We start from the raw sequence: 18,299 nt of genomic DNA, 5'->3' as shown, positions 1-18,299 counted from the left end.
GCACCGGTGAGGCCGGACGAAGGGGGGGAGCGTCCCCTTCGTCCGTGGCCACTAGCGTGCTGCAGTGATCTCCGTCCCGCTCCTGCCGATCCGCACCGAGCGCCTCGTGTTGCGGCCGTGGCGCGACGACGACGTCGACGCGGCCCTGGCCTACTACGCCGACCCCGAGGTCGCGCGCCACCTGCTCGAGCCGCCGTGGACCCGGGAGGTCGCCGTCGCCCGCCTCGCCGATCGGGTCGTCCGCACCGGCCTGGACACTCCGCGGCAGGCGCTCGCCCTCGTCGTCGAGCACGAGGGCCGGGTCGTCGGCGATGTCGCCCTGTGGGCCACGGACGGGACGGGCACGAAGGGAGAACTGGGCTGGGTCTTCCACCCCGACGTCGCCGGGCGGGGCTTCGCGACCGAGGCGGCCCGCGCGGTCATCGACCACGCCTTCGACCACCACGGCATGCACCGCGTCGTCGCCGAGCTCGACGCCCGCAACTCGGCATCGGCAGCCCTGTGCGAACGCCTCGGCATGCGGCTCGAGGCGACCCACCTCCAGGACCTCTTCAGCAAGGGGGAGTGGACCGACAGCCTCGTCTACGCCGCCCTGGCGAGCGACCGGCCCCGCGACCACGGCGACGCGATCGTCGTCAGTGCCGTCGACCTGCGCGACGCCGACGGGCACGTGCTCACGGTGCGCAAGCGCGGCACCACCGCCTTCATGCACCCGGGCGGCAAGCCCGAGGCGGGCGAGAGCCCGGCACAGTGCGCGCTGCGCGAGGTCGAGGAGGAGCTCGGGCTGGTCCTGGCGCCCGAGGACCTCGAGCTGCTCGCGGTCCACCGCACGGCGGCGGCCAACGAAGCCGGGCGCCCGCTCATCGCGAGCGTCTTCCGGCACCCGCACCTGGTGCGCGAGTCCCGGCCGCGGGTGATGCCGGCCGCAGAGATCGAGGAGGTGCGCTGGACGGACCCGGCGCAACCGCTGCCCGATGACGTGGCGCCGCTGCTGCGCTGGCTCGTCGAGCGCGAGGAGGAACAGTCATGAAGGTCGTCGACCCCAGCGGGCGAACGTGGCGGGTGTCGCGGCGGTGGATGCCGTGGCGGCGCAAGGCACACGTGGGTTACTGGGGCGACGTCCCCTCCGGCCACGGCCTCGGCGACGACCCGATCAGCGCGATCATCGGCGTCTTCCTGCTGATCCTGCTCATCCCCGTCGTCGTCCTGTCGGTCGTCGTGGCGCTCGAGATGCTGGTCCTGCTGCTCGTCCTCCCCTTCGCCCTGCTCGGCCGGATGCTCTTCGGCCGGCACTGGCACGTCGAGGTGCGGGACGGCTGGGAGTTCGCGTGGGAGACCGAGGCCGGCGACTGGCGGCAGAGCGGGCGGGCGATCGAGCACATCGCCGAGGGTCTGCGTCGCGGGCTGGTCCCGTGGCAGGCGGCGAGCCCCGCTGCGGCACAGGCCTCCCCGCACCAACCCGGCACGGGTGGGCCTCCGCCCGGGCAACCGCCCCCGCCGCCGGGCGTCAGGCGAGGGTGAGGAAGAGCTTTTCCATCGCGGCGCGGTCGTCCTCGTTGACCCCGTCGGGCGAGGAGAGGCACTCTCGCAGGCCCGAGGAGACGATGGCGAAGCCCGCGCGGTCGAGGGCGCGGCTCGCTGCGGCGAGCTGGGTCACGACCTCCTTGCAGTCGCGCCCCTCCTCGATGAGCCGGATGACGCCGCCGATCTGACCCTGGGCGCGGCGCAGTCGGTTGACGACCGGGCCCATGTCCTCCATGTCGAGGGTGACCATGTCTCTCTCCTTCGGGGTTGGTGGGTCAGGAGACCGTGCTCGGCAGCGAGGCCAGAGCGGTGTCGAGGCGGGTGCGGGCGTCGGCTGCGACGTCCTGCAGCTGCTCATTGTCCGTCACCCCGACCATCATGTCGGGGTCGAGGGCCTCGACGACGGTGCGGGCGTCGCCGTCGGCGCGCACGACGACATTGCACGGCAGCAGGAGCCCGATCGAGGGCTCGTGGGCGACGGCCTGCTCGGCCAGCTGTGGCCGGCAGGCGCCGAGGATGACGTAGGGGTCGAGGTCGGCGTCGACCTTCGCCTTGAGCGTGCAAGCGAGGTCGATCTCGGTGAGGACGCCGAAGCCCTGCTCGGCCAGTGCCTCGCGCGTCGCGGACAGGGCCAGCTCGAAGGGGGCGTCCACGGTGGTCGTGATGCCGTACTGCATGTCAGTTCTCCCGTTCGTCTGCGTGTCGTGACAGATCAAGTATACCCCGTGGGGTATCGCTGGGACTGAACTCACCCTCCCTTCGCCCAGCCCGGCGGCGTTGTGCGCGCATGGCTGCCCGGAGAGAGGCAACCAGGTGGCACCAGCGACGCCTGGCTCGGTCTGCGACCGCCGAACTGGGTTGGACAGATACCCCGGGGGGTATTATCGTCCGTGCCATGAGCACTGCCGAACTCCTCGCCGTGATCCCGCTCGGGCTGGCCATCGGCCTGTCCCTGGGCGCCCTCGGCGGCGGCGGCTCGATCCTCGCCGTGCCCGTGCTCGTCCACCTGCTGGGCCAGGGTCCGGTCGCCGCGACGACGAGCTCGCTCGTCATCGTCGGCATCACCGCCGCGCTCTCCCTGCCGGCCCACCACCGGGCCGGACGGGTGCGCCTCGGACAAGGCCTGACCTTTGGTCTCCTCGGGGTCGGCGGCGCAGTCGCCGGGTCCGCGGCCTCGCGTGCGGTCGAGCCCGACGTCCTCATGACCGCCTTCGCGGTCCTCATGACGGTCGTGGCGGTGCTCATGCTCCGTCGCGGCACGCGCCCGGAGCCCGACCTCGGGCCGCACGAGCCGATCCTCACCCTCAACCCCGTGACCTGCGCCTGCCCGCGGCTGCTCAAGCTCGTCGTGGCTGCGAGCCTCGTCGGACTCCTCACCGGCTTCCTCGGTGTCGGCGGCGGCTTCGTGGTCGTGCCGGCGCTCGTCATGGTCCTCGGCTTCCCGATGCCGGTCGCCGTGGGCACGTCCCTGCTCGTCATCGCCGTCAACAGCGCGACCTCCCTCGTCGCCCGCTTCCAGCACGGCGCCGGCGAGCTCGACTGGCCGCTGATCCTCGGCTTCGCCGCGGCGGCGGTCGTCGGCAGCCTCCTCGGCAGCCGCGTCGCCGACCGCATCCCCGCGCAGCGCCTCTCCAAGGCCTTCGCGGTCCTCGTCCTGGGCGTCGCGGCCCTCACCGCCGCGCAGGCCCTCCCCGGGCTGCTCGCCTGACGCAACCTGCCCCCGACCAACCCGACTGACCTCCCCTTCGTCCATCCCCGAGCAAAGGAACCCATGACCACCGTCACCACCCGCCCCACGACCCTCACCGCGACCGACCTGCGGGACTGGCTCGCCGAGCCGGCTGGCCCGCGCCTCGTCGACGTGCGCACGCCGGCGGAGTTCGCCGCGTGGCACATCCCCGGCTCCTACAACGTGCCGCTGCCGCTCCTCGAGGAGCACCGCCGCGAGCTGGCCGAGCACCTCGACGACGACGTCGTCCTCGTGTGCCGCTCGGGCGCGCGGGCCTCCCGGGCCGCGAGCGCCCTGGCCACCACCGGGACGGACCACCTGCACGTCCTCGACGGCGGCATCACCGCGTGGGAGAGCGCCGGTGGAGACGTCGTCGCGGGCGAAGGGAGCTGGGACCTCGAGCGCCAGGTCCGCCTCGTCGCCGGCTCGATCGTCCTCACCGGCATCCTCGCAAGCACCGTCGTCCCGCAGGCCAAGTGGCTCTCCGCGGGCATCGGCGCCGGCCTCACCGGAGCCGCCCTGACCAACACCTGCGCGATGGGCGCGCTCCTCTCGCGCATGCCCCACAACCGTCGCCACGAGCCCACCCCAGAGGCCGTCTTCGCGCAGCTGCGCGGCGGCCGGAACTGACAGGAGCGAGACATGATCCTCACCCAGTACTACCTCGGCTGCCTCTCGCACGGCTCCTACCTCATCGCCGACGAAGGGAGCCGCCGCGCCGTCGTCGTCGACCCGCGCCGCGACGTCAGCGAGTACCTCGCCGACGCCCGCGAGCAAGACCTGACGATCGTCGGGGTCATCAACACGCACGTGCACGCCGACTTCGTCGCCGGTCACCTAGAGCTCGCCGCCGCAACCGGCGCGTGGATCGGCTACGGCCCCACCGCTGCCGAGCGCGCCGAGTTCGAGGTGCGCACCCTCGCCGGGCGCGACCGCATCGAGCTCGGTGACGAGGTCACCCTGGAGATCCTCGAGACCCCCGGTCACACGTGGGAGTCGATCAGCGTCCTCGTGCACGAGCGCGGCGTCCCGCGCGCGGTGCTCACCGGCGACTCGCTCTTCATCGGCGGCGTCGGCCGGCCCGACCTCGTCGTCTCCGACGGCTCCACCGCCGAGGACCTCGCCACGGCGATGCACCACACCCTCCACGACGTGCTGCTGCCGCTGCCCGACGAGACCAAGGTGATGCCGGCGCACGGTGCCGGGTCCTCCTGCGGCCGTGGGCTCTCCGACGAGCTCGAGTCGACGATCGCGGCGCAGCGCGCGAGCAATCCCTTTGCCGCGGAGATGTCTGTCGAGGACTTCATCGGGATGGTGACGACCGGCCAACCTTCCGCGCCCGCGTACTTCCAGGTCGATGCCATGCTCAACCTGCGCCAGCGCGACCTGCTCGAGCCCGGGCAGTCGGTCGTCCCCTTCACGCCGGCCGAGGTGGCCGCCGCGATCGCCGGCGGCGTCACCGTCGTCGACGCCCGCTCGCCCGAGGACTTCGCCCGCGGGCACCTCGCGGGCTCGGTCAACGTCGGCCTCGACGGCCGCTTCGCCGAGACGGTCGGCACCGTCGTCGACCACGCCGTCGAGGTCCTCCTCGTCGCGCCCGAGGGCCGGGCGGCCGAGGCGGCGCTGCGGATGGGGCGGATCGGCCACGACGCGGTCGTCGGCCACGTCGCCGCGCCGCTCACGCTCGACGGTCCGCTCGCCCCCCTCATGACGACGAGCGAGCGCACCGAGGTCGCCGACCTCGCGGCGCTGCCCGAGCAGACCGTCGTCGTCGACGTGCGCAATGCCGGCGAGCGCGCCGACGGGCAGGTCATCCCCGGCGCCGTCCACATCCCCCTGGCCGAGCTCGCCCGCCGCCACGACGAGCTGCCGACCGACCGTCCGCTGCTCGTGCACTGCGCCGGCGGGTGGCGCTCGTCCGTCGCGGCGAGCCTGCTGCGCTCGGTCGGCCACACGGACGTCACCGACCTCGTCGGCGGGTACGCGGCCTGGGAGCAGCAGACCGTCGACGCCTGAGCGCCAGAGGTGACCTCACCTCGACCAGAGAGGTGGGGTGAGAGGCGGATGGTGGGCGGAGTGAAGGCCCCTTGTCGTCCCGTCTCGACGTCCTGACGCAGTTTTCGACGATGGACGCGGCAATGACCGCGTCCATCGTCGATATCCACGCCCAGGGGGGCGAAGGGGGTGGCGCGCCTCGAGCCGTCAGCGCCCGAGGGGGGCGCCACCGGGCGCAGGCCGCGTTTGGTCCTCGCGGGGAGCGGGAGTTGACTGAGGGGGTTCCCCTTCGTCCACTCGAGAGGAGCGCCCCGTGCGCACCGTGAAGGCCTGGGCGGCCCCGTCCGCCACCGAACCCCTGACCGCGACGACCATCGAGCGTCGAGACGTCGGCCCCAACGACGTCCTCATCGAGATCGCCTACGCCGGCATCTGCCACAGCGACATCCACACCGCCCGCGGCGAGTGGGGCGACGTGCCGTACCCCCTCGTCGTCGGCCACGAGATCGCCGGTGTCGTCGCCGAGGTCGGCTCCGAGGTGACCAAGCACGCCGTCGGTGACCGCGTGGGCGTCGGCTGTCTCGTGAACTCCTGCGGGGTGTGCGATGCCTGCCGGGCGGGCAACGAGCAGTACTGCCCCGACGCGATCGGCACGTACAACGCGACCGATCGCGACGGCACGATCACGCAGGGCGGCTACTCGACGCACGTCGTCGTCGACGCCGACTTCGCGCTGAAGATCCCCGAGGGCATCGAGCTCGACGTCGCCGCCCCCCTGCTGTGTGCCGGCATCACGACGTGGACGCCGCTGCGCCGCTGGGGTGTGCGCGAGGGCTCCAAGGTCGCGGTCGTCGGTCTCGGCGGGCTCGGGCACATGGGCGTCCAGCTGGCCGTCGCCCTCGGCGCCGAGGTCACCGTGCTCTCGCAGTCGCTGAAGAAGCAGGAGGACGGCCTCGCGCTCGGCGCCACCGACTACCGGGCGACGAGCGACGACGAGACCTTCACCGACCTGCGCGGGAAGTTCGACCTCATCCTCAACACCGTGAGCGCCGACCTGCCGATCAAGCGGTACCTGTCGCTGCTCGCCCCCGAGGGCACCCTGGTCAACGTCGGCGCCCCGGCCGAGCCCTTCGAGGTCCCGGTCTTCTCGCTCATCGGAGGTAGCAAGGCGCTCGCTGGATCCAACATCGGCGGGATCCCCGGCACCCAGGAGATGCTCGACTTCTGCGCCGAGAAGGGCATCGGCGCCAAGATCGAGGTCATCCCGGCCGACAAGGTCAACGAGGCCTGGGACCGCGTCGTCGCCTCCGACGTGCGCTACCGCTTCGTCATCGACGCCGCGACGATCTGAGGCACGCACCCCCGAGCACAAGAGGTCGTCCTGGGGGCTTCTCGCGGCCGACGAACGTCACGAGATGCATCAGGACGACCTCTTGTGCACGCCCGGGGGGCCACGTCGCGGACCACGTCGCCGACCGCCTGGTTGGCGTCGACGTGGGTGTCGTGGGCAAGCGCAGGGTGAATTGCGACCTCGCGCTGACCTATCGTTCACCCGCGGACCGAAGGGGGTCGCGAACATGGGCGCGACCCCCTTCGCCCACCCCGTGAGGTCCGCTCGTGTCCCGCATGCTCCGTCGACTCGCCGGCACCACCGCCGCCGTCGCCCTCGTCGCCGTCCCGATCCTCCCTGCGCAGGCCGTCACCCAGACGACCGCCGCCGCGGTCCAGTCCGCCGCGGCGCCCTCGGTCACCGATGCGCTCGGCCGTCAGGACGGGTCCACCCAGACCGTCCGCGGCTACGTCGTCGGCCAGCCGACCGCGACCGACCGGGTCGTAACGAGCCGCTTCCCCAACGACTACGCCATCGCGGTCGCGGCGACGAAGGGGGAGAGCGACACCTCGAAGATCCTCTACGTCCAGGTGCCGTCGGCGCTTCGCTCGCAGTGGGGGCTGGCCTCCAACCCCGACCTCGTCGGCCAGCAGGTCGACGTCACGGGAGCGCTCGAGAGCTACTTCTCCCACCCCGGGATGACCGGCACGAGCGCCATCGCCCTCGCCGACGGGTCCACCCCCGAGGAGCCGGAGGAGCCCGGTGAGCCGGGCGAGCCCACCGATCCCGGCAGCTACTACGACGGGACCGCGGGCCTGACCGGCTCGGCCCTGAAGTCGAAGCTGCACGACATCATCAGCAACAACACCGTCCTGTCCTACGACCAGGTCTGGGACGGCATCAAGGACGTCGACGAGGACCCGCAGAACACCAACAACGTCGTCCTGCTCTACAAGGGCACGAGCTCGCCGAAGTCCAACAACGGCGGCGACGTCGACAACTGGAACCGCGAGCACGTGTGGGCCAAGAGCCACGGCGACTTCGGCACCTCCAACGGCCCGGGCACCGACCTGCACCACCTGCGCCCCACCGACGTCACGGTCAACAGCGACCGCGGCAACCTCGACTTCGACAACGGCGGCAGCGAGAACGACGAGGCGCCCGGCAACTACTCCGACAGCGACTCGTGGGAGCCGCGTGACGCGTTCAAGGGCGACGTGGCCCGGATGATCTTCTACATGGCGGTCCGCTACGAGGCGGGCGACCGGGTCGATCTCGAGGTCAACGACCAGGTCAACAACGGCTCCAACCCCTACATGGGGCGGCTCTCGGTCCTCAAGCAGTGGAGCCAGCAGGACCCGCCGGACGCCTTCGAGCAGCGGCGAAACGAGCGGATCCACGACAACTGGCAGGGCAACCGCAACCCCTTCATCGACCACCCGGAGTGGGTCGAGTCGATCTGGTGAGGCTCAGTCGGTGAGCACCAGCTCGTAGGTCGTGCCCGCGTCCATCGTCGGCGTGGCGAGCTCGAGCGCGCTTCCCCGCTCGACGGTGAACTCCATCTCGTCCGTCGTCAGGTCGATGCCGCCGCCCTCCTTGACCGGCGACATCGCGTCGCTCGTGCGGATCTCCACCTCGTCGTCGCCGACGTCGGTGAAGGTGATCTCGAGGCCGTCATCGACGCGGACGGTCTGGCCCTCGACCGCCTCGACCTCGGTCGTCGTCTCGGTGGACTCGTGGTCGGGGTCCCAGCCGTTCCAGTCGTTCGCGGTGATCGTCATCGGGACGGGGGCCTGGTCCCGGTCGAGCACCCCGCATCCGCCGAGGGGCAGCGCGAGGGCGAGGGCCGTCGTGAGGGTGAGGTGCCGGTGGGTCATGGTTGCTCCTGTCGTCGCTGTCGGGGATGGGACGGGTCGGAGCCTGTCCCGGTTCCACTGCGGCCTTGACCCTCACACCGTGTGAGGCGACAGGGTGGGCCCATGACCGACACCCCGGACCTCATGTCGATCGGCGAGTTCTCCTACCGGTCGCGTCTCAGCGTGCGGATGCTGCGCCACTACGGCGAGCACGGGATCCTCGTGCCCGCCGACGTGGACGCGGTCTCCGGCTACCGCCGCTACGCGCCCGAGCAGCTCGCCGAGGCCGCCCACGTGCGGCGGCTCCGCGACGTGGGCTTCACGATTTCCGCCATCTCGGTCCTCCTCGCCGCCCACGGCACCGAGAGCTACCGGCAGGCACTCGCCCTGCAGCGGGAGTCCCTCGGCGACGAGCTGCGCGCGGCCAAGGAGCGGCTGGCACTCATCGACCAGCTCCTCGACCAGGAAGGCACTGCCATGTCCACCATCATCGTCACCCGTACGACCGTCCCCGCCCGCACCGTCGTCGCCCTGCGCGGCACCGTCCCCGCCTACGACCAGGAGGGCAGGCTGTGGGAGCGGCTCATGCCCGAGCTCGGGCGCCAGGGTCTGACACCCATCGGCCCGTGCGGCGTCTTCGAGCACGACCCCGAGTACCGCGAGGCCGACCCGACCCTGTCGATCTGGTGGCCCGTGCCTCCCGGCACCACCGCGCAGGCGCCCCTCGAGGTGCACGAGCTGCCTGAGCAGGAGGTCGTCCTCGCTCGCGTCGAGGGGCCGTATACGCAGCTCAGCGAGGCCCATGCCCGCATCGACGAGCTGGTCCGGTCCGAGGGGCTGACCCTCGCCCCACGCTCCGGCATCGACGACGACATCGCCGTCCTCGGCTTCAACCGCTATCTCGTCGACCCCTCGCAGGCCGCCCCGGAGGACCTCGTCACCGAGGTGTGCGTGCCGCTGGCGTGACGCACGCTCGCCCCCTTCGTCCTCGCCTGACAGGATCAGGACATGCGCTCTCCCCTGCCCGACTACCTGACCGAGGTCGCCGAGGCCTGCTCCGCGACGAAGGGGGGCGAGCCCGCCTCCTACATCCCCGAGCTGGCGAAGGTCGACCCCGACCGCTTCGGCATCGCGCTCGCGACGATCGACGGCGAGGTCTATGCCGTCGGTGACGCCGAGCACGAGTTCACGATCCAGTCGATCTCCAAGGCCTTCGTCTACGGGCTGGCCGTGCGCGACCACGGTCTGGAGCAGGTCCTCGCGAAGATCGACGTCGAGCCGAGCGGCGAACCCTTCGACGAGCTCTCCCTCGACGCCAGTGGCCGCCCGCGCAACCCGATGATCAACGCCGGGGCGATCACCGCCCACACCCTCGTCGGCGAGCCCGACACCGCGCCCCACGAGCGGGTCGAGCGGATCATCCGGCTCCTGTCCGACCTCGCCGGTCGTGAGCTGTCCGTCGACGAGGACGTGTGGCGCTCGGAGGTCGCCACCGCCGACCGCAACCTGGCGATCGCCCACATGCTGCGTAGCCACGGCATCCTCACCGACTCGGCGGTGGAGGTCGTGAGCGCCTACTCACGCCAGTGCGCCGTGCTCGTCACCGCGCGCGACCTCGCGCTCATGGCGGCGACCCTTGCCAACGGCGGCGTGCAGCCGGTGACCGGCAAGCAGGTCTTCACCGGCGCCCAGGTCCGCCACGTCATGTCGGTCATGCTCACCTGCGGCATGTACGACTCCGCGGGCGACTGGGTCTCCTCGGTGGGCATCCCGGCCAAGAGCGGCGTCGGCGGCGGCATCATCGGGGCGCTGGCCGGGCAGGCTGGCCTGGCGACCTTCGCCCCGCCGCTCGACGCCCACGGCAACAGCGTGCGTGGCGTCGAGACCTTCGGGCGGCTCTCCCGCGACATGGGCATGCACCTCATGAAGGTCGAGCCGCCAGCCCGCTCGGTGATCCAGTCGACGCGGGTCGTCCAGCGCGGCGGCGAGTCCATGCGCATCTACTACCTGTCGGGCACCATCGGCTTCAGCGGCGCCGAGTTCGTCGCGCGCCGGCTCTCGCAGGACCCGCCCGAGCATCATGCCGTCGTGCTCGACCTCACCGGCGTGCACTCGGTGACCGACGTCGGCCGGCGGATGCTCCTCGAGACGGCGCGCCGGCTGCGCCTCGACGGGCACGAGGTCTACCTCGTCGACACCGACGACGTCATACCCGATGCCGACCCCGGCGACGGGCGGCGCCTCCCGCTCCTGGCCGACCAGTGATGCTGCGCCGACTCATCTACCCCGTCCCCGCGTGGGACCCGGAGGGTGGCCTGCCCGTCGAGACGACGGCGGCAGGCACCCACCTCGTCCACGCGCCGGCCCCCGAAGGCGGTCGCACGATCGTCTACTTCCACGGCAACGGCTCTGATCTGGCCTCGATCAGCCCGCTCGCCGGGCTCTTCGCCCGGCACGGCCTCGGCTTCGCGGCCGTGGAGTACCCCGGATACGGCCCGGCGGCGGGACGTCCGCACCAGGAGGCGATCCTCGCGGCTGCACGCGACGGGCTGGCGCACCTCTCCCTTCGCGCAGAGCGGACGGTGCTCGTGGGTGAGTCGCTCGGCTCGTCGGTGGCGGCGCACCTGGCCGCGGAGGGCCTCCTCCACGACGGAGGGGCCTCGAAGGGGGGCGGGCGTCTCGTCCTCGTCTCGCCCTTCACCTCGATGACCGCGATGGTGCAGCGGGTCGTGCGGGTCTTCCCGCGGCAGCTGGTCCCCGATCGCTGGGAGACCGATGCGCTGCTCGAGCGGATCGACGTGCCGACCCTGCTCGTCCACGGCGAGCGTGACGACCTCGTGCCGCTGGCGATGAGCGAGCAGCTGGCACGAGGGATCTCGTCGTCGCAGCGGGTCGTCGTGCCGGGCCGCACCCACAACGACCTGTGGGAGGCGCCGAGCGAGTGCCTCGAGGTCGTCGCCCGATTCGCCACGCAGGACCTCGGCGGTGCCGCCGTCGAGGGCAGCACCGACGCGGGACGAAACCCGCTGTCCTGACCTCCGGCCCGAGGAGTAGGTTGTGTGCTCGATGCAGATAATTGGCTGGCAGGCACACGAGGCCGGGGTCGAGCGACTGGTCCGCTCGCACGCGGCGATCCCGCACGGGGCCACGGTCCGGCTCGCCAAACGCACGTCCAACCTCTTCCGCCCCCGGGCGCAGACCGAGGTGCCGAGTCTCGACGTCACGGGGCTCGCGGGGGTCATCGAGGTCGACCCGACGACGCGGACCGCCCAGGTCCAGGGCATGTGCACCTACGAGGACCTCGTCGCCGCCACGCTGCCGCACGGCCTGATCCCGCTCGTCGTCCCGCAGCTGCGCACGATCACCCTCGGCGGGGCGGTGACCGGTCTGGGCATCGAGGCGACGAGCTTCCGCAACGGCCTGCCGCACGAGTCGGTCCTCGAGCTCGACGTCCTCACCGGGTCGGGCGAGATCGTCACCGCCCGGCCGGAGGGCGAGCACGCCGACCTCTTTCACGCCTTCCCCAACTCCTACGGCTCGCTCGGCTACGCCACCCGACTGCACATCGAGCTCGAGGAGGTGCCGTCGCGGGTCGCACTGCGGCACCTGGGCTTCGACGACGCGCACGCGGCCGCCGCCGCGATCGAGGAGATCGTCGCTGCCGGCGAGCGCGACGGGGAGCGGGTCGACGCCCTCGACGGGGTGGCCTTCGCCCCGGACGAGATCTACCTGACCCTCGCGCGGTGGACCGACGAGCCGGGGGAGACGAGCGACTACACCGGCCAGCAGATCTACTACCGCTCGGTGCGCGAGCGCACGAGCGACCTGCTGACGATGCACGACTACCTGTGGCGCTGGGACACCGACTGGTTCTGGTGCTCCGGGGCCTTTGGGGTGCAGCACCCCGTCGTGCGACGGCTGTGGCCCAGGCGCTGGCGCCGCTCCGACGTCTACCACCGACTCGTGGCGCTCGACCGGCGGCACGGCATCGTCGACCGGCTCGACGCACGCGCCGGGCGGCCACGCCGGGAGCGGGTCATCCAGGACATCGAGGTGCCCACGGACCGGCTGGCCGACTTCCTCGAGTGGTTCGACGCGCGGATCGGCATGCGGCCCGTGTGGCTGTGCCCCCTTCGTCTGCGGGAGATCGACGGTCGGGCACGCACCTGGCCCGGCTACCCGCTCGAGCCCGGGCGCACCTACGTCAACGTCGGCTTCTGGGGCACGGTCCACGTCGGTCCGGAGGCGCCCGAGGGGCCGCGCAACCGTGCGATCGAGGCCGAGGTGACCGCCCTCGGCGGGCACAAGTCGCTCTACTCCGAGGCCTTCTACACGCGCGAGGACTTCGACCGCCTCTACGGCGGCGCCCAGCTTGCCGCCGTCCGGCGGCGCTACGACCCGGCCGGCCGACTGACCGACCTCTACGACAAGGTGGTCCGTACCCCGTGAGCACGATCAAGATCGCCGACGCCCTCGCCGGCATCCTCCCCGCCGACCTGCCGGTACGCGTCACGGCCTACGACGGCAGCGCCGCCGGGCCGGCCGATGCGCCGATCGGTCTCGAGCTGCGGACCGAGCGCGGCCTGCGCTACCTGCTCACCGCGCCCGGAGACCTCGGCATGGCGCGGGCCTGGGTCGCCGGTGACCTCACGGGCACCGGCTTCCACCCGGGCAACCTCTACCCGCTGCTCGACCTGATGAGCAGCACCGACCGGTGGCGCGTCCCCGGCCCGGCGGAGGCCCTCGAGCTCGTGCGCGGGCTCGGGTGGGAGCACCTCAACCCGCCGCCGCCCCCGCCGCAGGAGCACCTGCCGCGCTGGCGCCGGGTCGTCGAGGGCCTGAGGCACAGCCGCGCTCGCGACGCGGAGGTCATCCACCACCACTACGACGTGTCCAACCGCTTTTACGAGCTGGTCCTCGGGCCGTCGATGACCTACACGTGCGCGGTCTACCCGACCGCGGACGCCAGCCTCGAGCAGGCGCAGGAGTACAAGTACGAGCTCATCGCCCGCAAGCTCGACCTCCAGCCCGGGCAGCGGCTGCTCGACGTCGGTTGCGGCTGGGGTGGCATGGTCCGCCATGCCGCGAAGCACCACGGCGTCAAGGCGCTCGGCGTGACGCTCTCCCGGGAGCAGGCCGACTGGGCCAAGCGGGCGATCGACCGCGAGGGCCTGGGTGAGCTGGCCGAGGTGCGCTTCATGGACTACCGCGACGTGCCCGAGAGCGACTTCGACGCGATCAGCTCGATCGGTCTCACCGAGCACATCGGCGTGGCCAACTACCCGGCGTACTTCGCGGCGATGCGCGACAAGCTGCGGCCGCACGGGCGCCTGCTCAACCACTGCATCACCCGCGACCACAACCGCTCGACCCGCACCGGCGCCTTCATCGACCGCTACGTCTTCCCCGACGGGGAGCTCACCGGTGCGGGCACGGTCATCGCGCGGATGCAGGACGCGGGGCTGGAGCTGCAGCACGCGGAAAACTTCCGGGTCCACTACGCCCGCACCCTCGCCGGCTGGGTGGACAACCTCGTCGAGCACTGGGACGAGTGCGTCGCCGAGGTCGGTGAGGGCACGGCCCGCCTATGGGGCCTCTACCTCGTGGGTTCCCGGATCGGCTTCGAGCGCCACGACATCGAGCTGACGCACGTCCTGGCGACCAGGACGGACTCCTCGGGCGTCAGTGGTTATCCGCTGCGCCACACCTTCTGACCGGCCAGCGGGGGCGGGCGGTCAGGCGTGCCCGGAGAGCTGCCCCATGCGCGACTCGAGGGCGGTGAGCATCGCGCTGCAGCGCTTGCCGGCGTCCTTGCGGGCCGCCTTGTCGGTGGCCTCGCCGGGCTCGGTGCACATCGGCAGCACGTCGACGGAGAGGCGGGCGCCTCCGGCGAGGGAGCGCAGCTCGTCGAGCTTGGCGGCGAAGGGGGAGCCGCTGCCGGGGGAGTAGTAGCGCACCGCCTCGTCGACCTCGTCGGGGAAGAGGTCGGCCTTGGTGACGACGATGACCAGCCACACCGGCTTGTCACGGCGCAGCGCCATCGAGGCGATGCGGTGTGCGGTGATGGTCCAGTCCTCGAGCTCGGCGGCGAGCAGCTCCTCGCGGGTCGCGACGGCCTCGCCGGAGGTCCCGGCGGTGCGGCGCGCCGTGGCGTGCCCCCAGGCAACGACGTGGAGCACCCCGTCGACCGGGTCGTCGTGGAAGACCTCGTCGAGCGCGCCCAACCGGGTCGCGGCGTTGTCGCCGGGGACGACGCGGAAGCGGAAGCCGCGGCCCTTGGCCATCCGCCGGGTGCGGCGCTCCATCGTCGCCGAGCCCACCTCGACGGTGCTCTCGGCGGAGGTGCGGCGGGCCAGGCGGTCGGCGAGGCGGGTCTTGCCGACGCCGGTCATGCCGGTGACGGCGACCGTCGGGAAGCGCCCGCGGAAGAGGTGGCTCAGCTGGTGTGGCGCCCCCGACAGCGCGGAGAGGGCCCCACCGGCGATGCTCGTGCCGACGGCGGTGCGGGTCGCGGAGGACATGCGCGCCATGTCAGGCGAGCTGCTTCTTGACGTCGGCCAGCGAGGGGTTGGTCGCGGACGACCCGTCGGGGAAGAGCAGCGTCGGCACCGTCTGGTTGCCGCCGTTGATCGTCTCGACGAGCTCGGCCGTGCCGGGCGTGGTCTCGATGTTGACCTCGGTGTAGGCGATGCCCTCACGGTCCAGCTGGGACTTCAGGCGACGGCAGTAGCCGCACCACGTCGTGGAGAACATCGTCACCGTGCCGTCAGCGGGCAGGTCGAGGCCGGGGGGCAGGATCTCGCGCACGTTCACCCCTCCAGCCAACCACGAGTTGCCCGGATCTCCCGCACTCGGGGGCCTGTCGACCCCGTCAGGCGGCCTCGACGTGGTCGAAGGGCACGGTGAGCAGCGTCCCTCGGCCGCGCACGTGGAAGCGGGTGCGGCCCCGCTTGACGACGACCCCGACGAAGCCCTCGTAGCGCCCCGGGGTGAGCACGCGCACCCGGTCGCCGATGGCGACGAGCTCCCCGGCGCCCTCGCGGCGGGCCGACAGCTGCGTCGTCGCCAGGTCGCGTTGGTACGAAGGGGGCATGACCGCGGGCACCCCGTGGTGGGTCCACGTGAAGATCGCGTCGGGGTCGAAGCCGCGGCTGCACTGGCGGCACGAGGAGACGCGGGTCGGGCGCCGGTGGCGGTCGATGGTGTGCCCGGCCGGGCAGGTGCCGACCCAGTCGCCGGGGATGGTCCCGGCCTCGGTCGGCAGGCAGCGCTCGGGGACCGCGCCGATCGACGCCGCGATCGCGCGCCACGCCGGGCCGTGCCCGACGCCCGGCCCGGCGAGGGCGTGGGCGATCTCGTGGAGCACGGTGTCGCGGACCTGCGCGACGTCGTGCAGCTCGGTGAGGGGCCAGCTCAGCCCGATGGTCCGTTGCCCCGGGCGGCACACCCCGGCACGCCGCTTGGCCCGGTCGAAGGTCAGCTGCCACCCCTGCAGGCCGTGCTCGTCCATGAGCCCCCGTGCCATCTCGCGTGCCGCCCCGATCTCCATGAGGACCGAGCGTAGGCGCTCGCCGAGACGTGCCCGGACCACGCGATGACCTGGGGACGACCCCCTTCGTCGGGGTGGGTCTGGGGACGACGTGCCCGGGGAATATGTACCTGGTGCGGGCGGTTGCCACGGGTGTGATCCCGAAGCTCTCCCTCCTCGACCTGGCCACCGTGGGCCGCGACCAGCCGATCAGCGAGGCGCTCGCCGACACCGTCACCCTCGCGCAGCGGGCCGACGACCTGGGTGCCTTCGAGCGACTGTGGTTCGCCGAGCACCACAACATGTCGAGCATCGCCTCCGCAGCGACCTCGGTGCTCATCGCGCACGTCGCCTCGCAGACCCGACGGATCCGCGTCGGCTCCGGCGGCGTCATGCTGCCCAACCACTCGCCACTCGTCATCGCGGAGCAGTTCGGCACCCTCGCCGAGCTCCACCCGGGCCGCATCGACCTCGGTCTCGGGCGCGCGCCCGGCACCGACGGCGCCACGCTGCGCGCTCTGCGCACCGACCCACGTGCCGCCGAGGCCTTCCCCCAGGACGTGCGCGAGCTGCAGGGCTACCTCGCCGACGAGTCGATCGTCGACGGCATCCACGCCTACCCCGGTCGTGGGACCCGGGTCCCCCTCTACATCCTCGGCTCGTCGCTCTTCGGCGCCCAGCTTGCCGCCGCCTACGGGCTGCCTTACGCCTTCGCCAGCCACTTCGCGCCCGATGCCCTCGAGCAGGCGGTGCGCGTCTACCGCGAGCGCTTCACGCCGAGCGAGCAGCTGCAGCAGCCGCACGTCATCGCCGCGCTCAACGTCATCGCGGCCGACGACTCGGCCGAGGCCGCCGAGGCCCGCGACCGAGTGCTGCGGGCCCGCGTGCGGATGCTCGCCGGCAGGGTCGGCTCGGGTGGCCTCGACGAGGAGATGGTGACGGCGCTGCTCGACACCAACGTCGGCGCGCAGGCCCGGCACATGCTCACCCACACCGTCGCCGGTGATGCGGCCGAGGTGGCACAGGGTCTGGCCGACTTCGCCGCGCTGTCCGACGCCGACGAGCTCATGGTCACCAACCCGGCTCCCCTTCTGCCGCAACGGATCCGGACCCTCGAGATCCTCGCCGGGCTGGACGACAGCGGGAGCTGACCCCCCTTCGACCCTCCTGACGAAGTCCTGACGGCGACTGCCCGAACCGTGACGGCACGAGGATGGAGTCATGGTGCAGGCCGCGCATAGCGTCCACTCACGAAGGCGACACGACCGTGCTGCCGGGTTGATGAAGGGAACGCCACATGAAGCGCACCACCACGCGCGCTGCCACCGTCCTGGGCCTCGCCGCCACGCTGTCCATGGGAGCTGCCAGCCTCGGCTACGCCGACGGGAGCGACGAGCCGACGTACCAGGAGTACAAGGCCTCCACCTACCAGGACCCGACGGACCGGCAGTACATCGTCAACGGTGACATCCCGCTGGCCGGGGAGAAGCAGCTGCGCGAGTTCTACCAGGAGCTCGTCAACCCGCAGTACGAGAGCCAGCTCATCGTCAACACGGTCTACGGCAAGGACGACATCTGGAGCGCCAGCCAGGCGCAGAACCTCACCTACTGCGTCAGCGACAGCTTCGGCTCCGACAAGGCGGCGATCGTCAGCGCCATGCAGGCCGGCGGCAACCAGTGGGAGGCGGCGAGCTCGGGAGTCGACTTCACCTATGACTCCAGCCAGGACGCCAGCTGCACCACCCGCAACTCCAACGTCCTCTTCTCCGTGGAGCCGGTGAGCGGCGCCAACTACGTGGCCAGGGCCTTCTTCCCAAGCACGGCGACGTCCACGCGCAACGTCCTGGTCAACACCGACCAGATCTTCTCCTCGGGCTGGAGCGCGGAGAACGTCCTGGCCCACGAGCTCGGTCACGCGCTCGGTTTCCGTCACGAGCACACCCGGCCGGAGGCCGGCACCTGCTTCGAGGACAACAACTGGCGTCCGCTGACGCCCTACGACTCGTCGTCGATCATGCACTACCCGCAGTGCAACGGATCGTCTGACGACCTGAGCATGACCGCGGCGGATCGCGAGGGGATCCGCTCGGTCTACGGTTCCTGAGCCTCTCCCCCCTGCTCGGGAACCACCCTGGGAAGGGATACCCCCTTCGCCCCGGATTTCCTCCCCGGGGCGAAGGGGGCGTCCTGTCTCCGGGGGATGCCCACCGCGAGGTGACCACTGCCTGACCGAGTCCGGGCAGTGGCGCCCAGGTCCTTACCCGAAGCTGGTCGTCGCGGGCTCGTCACGGTCATACATTCCCTTCACCTGGGTGGCGCGACCGCGCCTCCGACGAG

Annotated in this window: 20 protein-coding genes; 14 read left to right on the top strand and 6 right to left on the bottom strand. The window is 71.8% G+C overall.

From position 1 onward, the window contains the following. The first annotated feature begins 64 nt into the window (after positions 1-64). Together NYE39_RS10210 and NYE39_RS10205 are read left to right on the top strand one after the other, a co-directional pair. Positions 65-1,030, top strand: a complete 966-nt coding sequence (locus tag NYE39_RS10210; RefSeq protein WP_341012592.1) for a GNAT family N-acetyltransferase — start codon at positions 65-67, stop codon at positions 1,028-1,030. Beyond that, complete coding sequence (locus NYE39_RS10205) at positions 1,027-1,521, top strand: hypothetical protein (protein ID WP_341012591.1); 495 nt, start codon at positions 1,027-1,029, stop codon at positions 1,519-1,521. Before NYE39_RS10210 ends, NYE39_RS10205 begins: the two co-directional genes overlap by 4 nt. Here the strand turns inward: NYE39_RS10205 and NYE39_RS10200 are convergent. Then, positions 1,508-1,774, bottom strand: a complete 267-nt coding sequence (locus NYE39_RS10200) for a metal-sensitive transcriptional regulator (protein ID WP_084449617.1) — start codon at positions 1,772-1,774, stop codon at positions 1,508-1,510. The two genes, NYE39_RS10205 and NYE39_RS10200, sit on opposite strands and share 14 nt — an antisense overlap. A 25-nt stretch (positions 1,775-1,799) precedes the next feature. Continuing rightward, positions 1,800-2,201 (bottom strand): DUF302 domain-containing protein, encoded by a 402-nt coding sequence (locus NYE39_RS10195; protein WP_341012590.1) that lies wholly within the window; start codon positions 2,199-2,201, stop codon positions 1,800-1,802. 218 nt (positions 2,202-2,419) lie between these two features. Between NYE39_RS10195 and NYE39_RS10190 the strand changes: the two genes are divergently transcribed. From NYE39_RS10190 to NYE39_RS10170, 5 genes are all read left to right on the top strand, one after another. Continuing rightward, a complete protein-coding gene (locus NYE39_RS10190) occupies positions 2,420-3,232 on the top strand; it encodes a sulfite exporter TauE/SafE family protein (protein ID WP_341012589.1) in 813 nt (270 codons plus the stop codon). Positions 3,233-3,295: 63 nt separating this feature from the next. Continuing rightward, positions 3,296-3,883 carry a rhodanese-like domain-containing protein gene (locus tag NYE39_RS10185; protein ID WP_341012588.1) on the top strand — a complete coding sequence of 196 codons (588 nt, stop codon included), beginning with the start codon at positions 3,296-3,298 and terminating at the stop codon, positions 3,881-3,883. A gap of 12 nt (positions 3,884-3,895) precedes the next feature. After that, complete coding sequence (locus NYE39_RS10180) at positions 3,896-5,269, top strand: MBL fold metallo-hydrolase (RefSeq protein WP_341012587.1); 1,374 nt, start codon at positions 3,896-3,898, stop codon at positions 5,267-5,269. A gap of 292 nt (positions 5,270-5,561) precedes the next feature. After that, complete coding sequence (locus tag NYE39_RS10175) at positions 5,562-6,599, top strand: NAD(P)-dependent alcohol dehydrogenase (protein WP_341012586.1); 1,038 nt, start codon at positions 5,562-5,564, stop codon at positions 6,597-6,599. 275 nt (positions 6,600-6,874) lie between these two features. Further along, entirely contained in the window at positions 6,875-8,044 is a 1,170-nt protein-coding gene (locus NYE39_RS10170) for an endonuclease (protein ID WP_341013401.1), read from the top strand. Positions 8,045-8,047: 3 nt separating this feature from the next. Here NYE39_RS10170 and NYE39_RS10165 read toward each other — a convergent pair whose 3' ends face one another. After that, a complete protein-coding gene (locus tag NYE39_RS10165) occupies positions 8,048-8,455 on the bottom strand; it encodes a hypothetical protein (RefSeq protein ID WP_072625891.1) in 408 nt (135 codons plus the stop codon). A gap of 102 nt (positions 8,456-8,557) precedes the next feature. Here NYE39_RS10165 and NYE39_RS10160 point away from each other — a divergent pair, with 102 nt between their 5' ends. Genes NYE39_RS10160 through NYE39_RS10140 form a run of 5 tightly spaced genes read left to right on the top strand, consistent with a single transcriptional unit; the run spans position 8,558 to position 14,148 of the window. Further along, positions 8,558-9,400: a MerR family transcriptional regulator gene (locus NYE39_RS10160; protein WP_192911105.1), complete on the top strand. Its 843-nt coding sequence runs from the start codon at positions 8,558-8,560 to the stop codon at positions 9,398-9,400. 42 nt (positions 9,401-9,442) lie between these two features. Further along, positions 9,443-10,699, top strand: coding sequence for a glutaminase (locus NYE39_RS10155; RefSeq protein ID WP_341012585.1), 1,257 nt, complete (start codon positions 9,443-9,445; stop codon positions 10,697-10,699). Continuing rightward, positions 10,699-11,469 carry an alpha/beta hydrolase gene (locus tag NYE39_RS10150; protein ID WP_072625889.1) on the top strand — a complete coding sequence of 257 codons (771 nt, stop codon included), beginning with the start codon at positions 10,699-10,701 and terminating at the stop codon, positions 11,467-11,469. The genes NYE39_RS10155 and NYE39_RS10150 overlap by 1 nt, the downstream gene beginning before the upstream one ends. A gap of 31 nt (positions 11,470-11,500) precedes the next feature. Continuing rightward, positions 11,501-12,883: an FAD-binding oxidoreductase gene (locus tag NYE39_RS10145; RefSeq protein ID WP_341012584.1), complete on the top strand. Its 1,383-nt coding sequence runs from the start codon at positions 11,501-11,503 to the stop codon at positions 12,881-12,883. Further along, complete coding sequence (locus tag NYE39_RS10140) at positions 12,880-14,148, top strand: cyclopropane-fatty-acyl-phospholipid synthase family protein (RefSeq protein ID WP_341012583.1); 1,269 nt, start codon at positions 12,880-12,882, stop codon at positions 14,146-14,148. Before NYE39_RS10145 ends, NYE39_RS10140 begins: the two co-directional genes overlap by 4 nt. Before the next feature lie 21 nt (positions 14,149-14,169). Here NYE39_RS10140 and NYE39_RS10135 read toward each other — a convergent pair whose 3' ends face one another. From NYE39_RS10135 to NYE39_RS10125, 3 genes are all read right to left on the bottom strand, one after another. Continuing rightward, positions 14,170-14,964 carry a GTPase domain-containing protein gene (locus NYE39_RS10135; RefSeq protein ID WP_341012582.1) on the bottom strand — a complete coding sequence of 265 codons (795 nt, stop codon included), beginning with the start codon at positions 14,962-14,964 and terminating at the stop codon, positions 14,170-14,172. Position 14,965: 1 nt separating this feature from the next. After that, entirely contained in the window at positions 14,966-15,187 is a 222-nt protein-coding gene (locus NYE39_RS10130) for a mycoredoxin (protein WP_072626379.1), read from the bottom strand. Positions 15,188-15,305: 118 nt separating this feature from the next. Continuing rightward, complete coding sequence (locus NYE39_RS10125; RefSeq protein ID WP_341012581.1) at positions 15,306-16,025, bottom strand: SprT-like domain-containing protein; 720 nt, start codon at positions 16,023-16,025, stop codon at positions 15,306-15,308. 71 nt (positions 16,026-16,096) lie between these two features. Here NYE39_RS10125 and NYE39_RS10120 point away from each other — a divergent pair, with 71 nt between their 5' ends. Next, positions 16,097-17,113: an LLM class flavin-dependent oxidoreductase gene (locus NYE39_RS10120; RefSeq protein WP_341012580.1), complete on the top strand. Its 1,017-nt coding sequence runs from the start codon at positions 16,097-16,099 to the stop codon at positions 17,111-17,113. A gap of 146 nt (positions 17,114-17,259) precedes the next feature. Next, positions 17,260-18,066 carry a M57 family metalloprotease gene (locus NYE39_RS10115; RefSeq protein ID WP_072625886.1) on the top strand — a complete coding sequence of 269 codons (807 nt, stop codon included), beginning with the start codon at positions 17,260-17,262 and terminating at the stop codon, positions 18,064-18,066. The last annotated feature ends 233 nt before the right edge of the window (positions 18,067-18,299 follow it).

This window comes from Janibacter sp. FSL W8-0316 (assembly GCF_038004165.1).
Taxonomy (GTDB): domain Bacteria; phylum Actinomycetota; class Actinomycetes; order Actinomycetales; family Dermatophilaceae; genus Janibacter; species Janibacter indicus.
The sequence above is the reverse complement of the archived record's forward strand: the minus strand, read 5'-3'. Positions and strand labels throughout refer to the sequence as shown.

Coding starts and splice junctions, on each gene's coding strand:
- NYE39_RS10180 (WP_341012587.1), top strand. CDS start 3,896: ATGATCCTCACCCAGTACTACCTCGGCTGCCTCTCGCACGGCTCCTAC.
- NYE39_RS10135 (WP_341012582.1), bottom strand. CDS start 14,964: ATGGCGCGCATGTCCTCCGCGACCCGCACCGCCGTCGGCACGAGCATC.
- NYE39_RS10190 (WP_341012589.1), top strand. CDS start 2,420: ATGAGCACTGCCGAACTCCTCGCCGTGATCCCGCTCGGGCTGGCCATC.
- NYE39_RS10170 (WP_341013401.1), top strand. CDS start 6,875: ATGCTCCGTCGACTCGCCGGCACCACCGCCGCCGTCGCCCTCGTCGCC.
- NYE39_RS10155 (WP_341012585.1), top strand. CDS start 9,443: ATGCGCTCTCCCCTGCCCGACTACCTGACCGAGGTCGCCGAGGCCTGC.
- NYE39_RS10145 (WP_341012584.1), top strand. CDS start 11,501: ATGCAGATAATTGGCTGGCAGGCACACGAGGCCGGGGTCGAGCGACTG.
- NYE39_RS10185 (WP_341012588.1), top strand. CDS start 3,296: ATGACCACCGTCACCACCCGCCCCACGACCCTCACCGCGACCGACCTG.
- NYE39_RS10200 (WP_084449617.1), bottom strand. CDS start 1,774: ATGGTCACCCTCGACATGGAGGACATGGGCCCGGTCGTCAACCGACTG.
- NYE39_RS10205 (WP_341012591.1), top strand. CDS start 1,027: ATGAAGGTCGTCGACCCCAGCGGGCGAACGTGGCGGGTGTCGCGGCGG.
- NYE39_RS10115 (WP_072625886.1), top strand. CDS start 17,260: ATGAAGCGCACCACCACGCGCGCTGCCACCGTCCTGGGCCTCGCCGCC.
- NYE39_RS10195 (WP_341012590.1), bottom strand. CDS start 2,201: ATGCAGTACGGCATCACGACCACCGTGGACGCCCCCTTCGAGCTGGCC.
- NYE39_RS10150 (WP_072625889.1), top strand. CDS start 10,699: ATGCTGCGCCGACTCATCTACCCCGTCCCCGCGTGGGACCCGGAGGGT.
- NYE39_RS10160 (WP_192911105.1), top strand. CDS start 8,558: ATGACCGACACCCCGGACCTCATGTCGATCGGCGAGTTCTCCTACCGG.
- NYE39_RS10130 (WP_072626379.1), bottom strand. CDS start 15,187: ATGTTCTCCACGACGTGGTGCGGCTACTGCCGTCGCCTGAAGTCCCAG.
- NYE39_RS10165 (WP_072625891.1), bottom strand. CDS start 8,455: ATGACCCACCGGCACCTCACCCTCACGACGGCCCTCGCCCTCGCGCTG.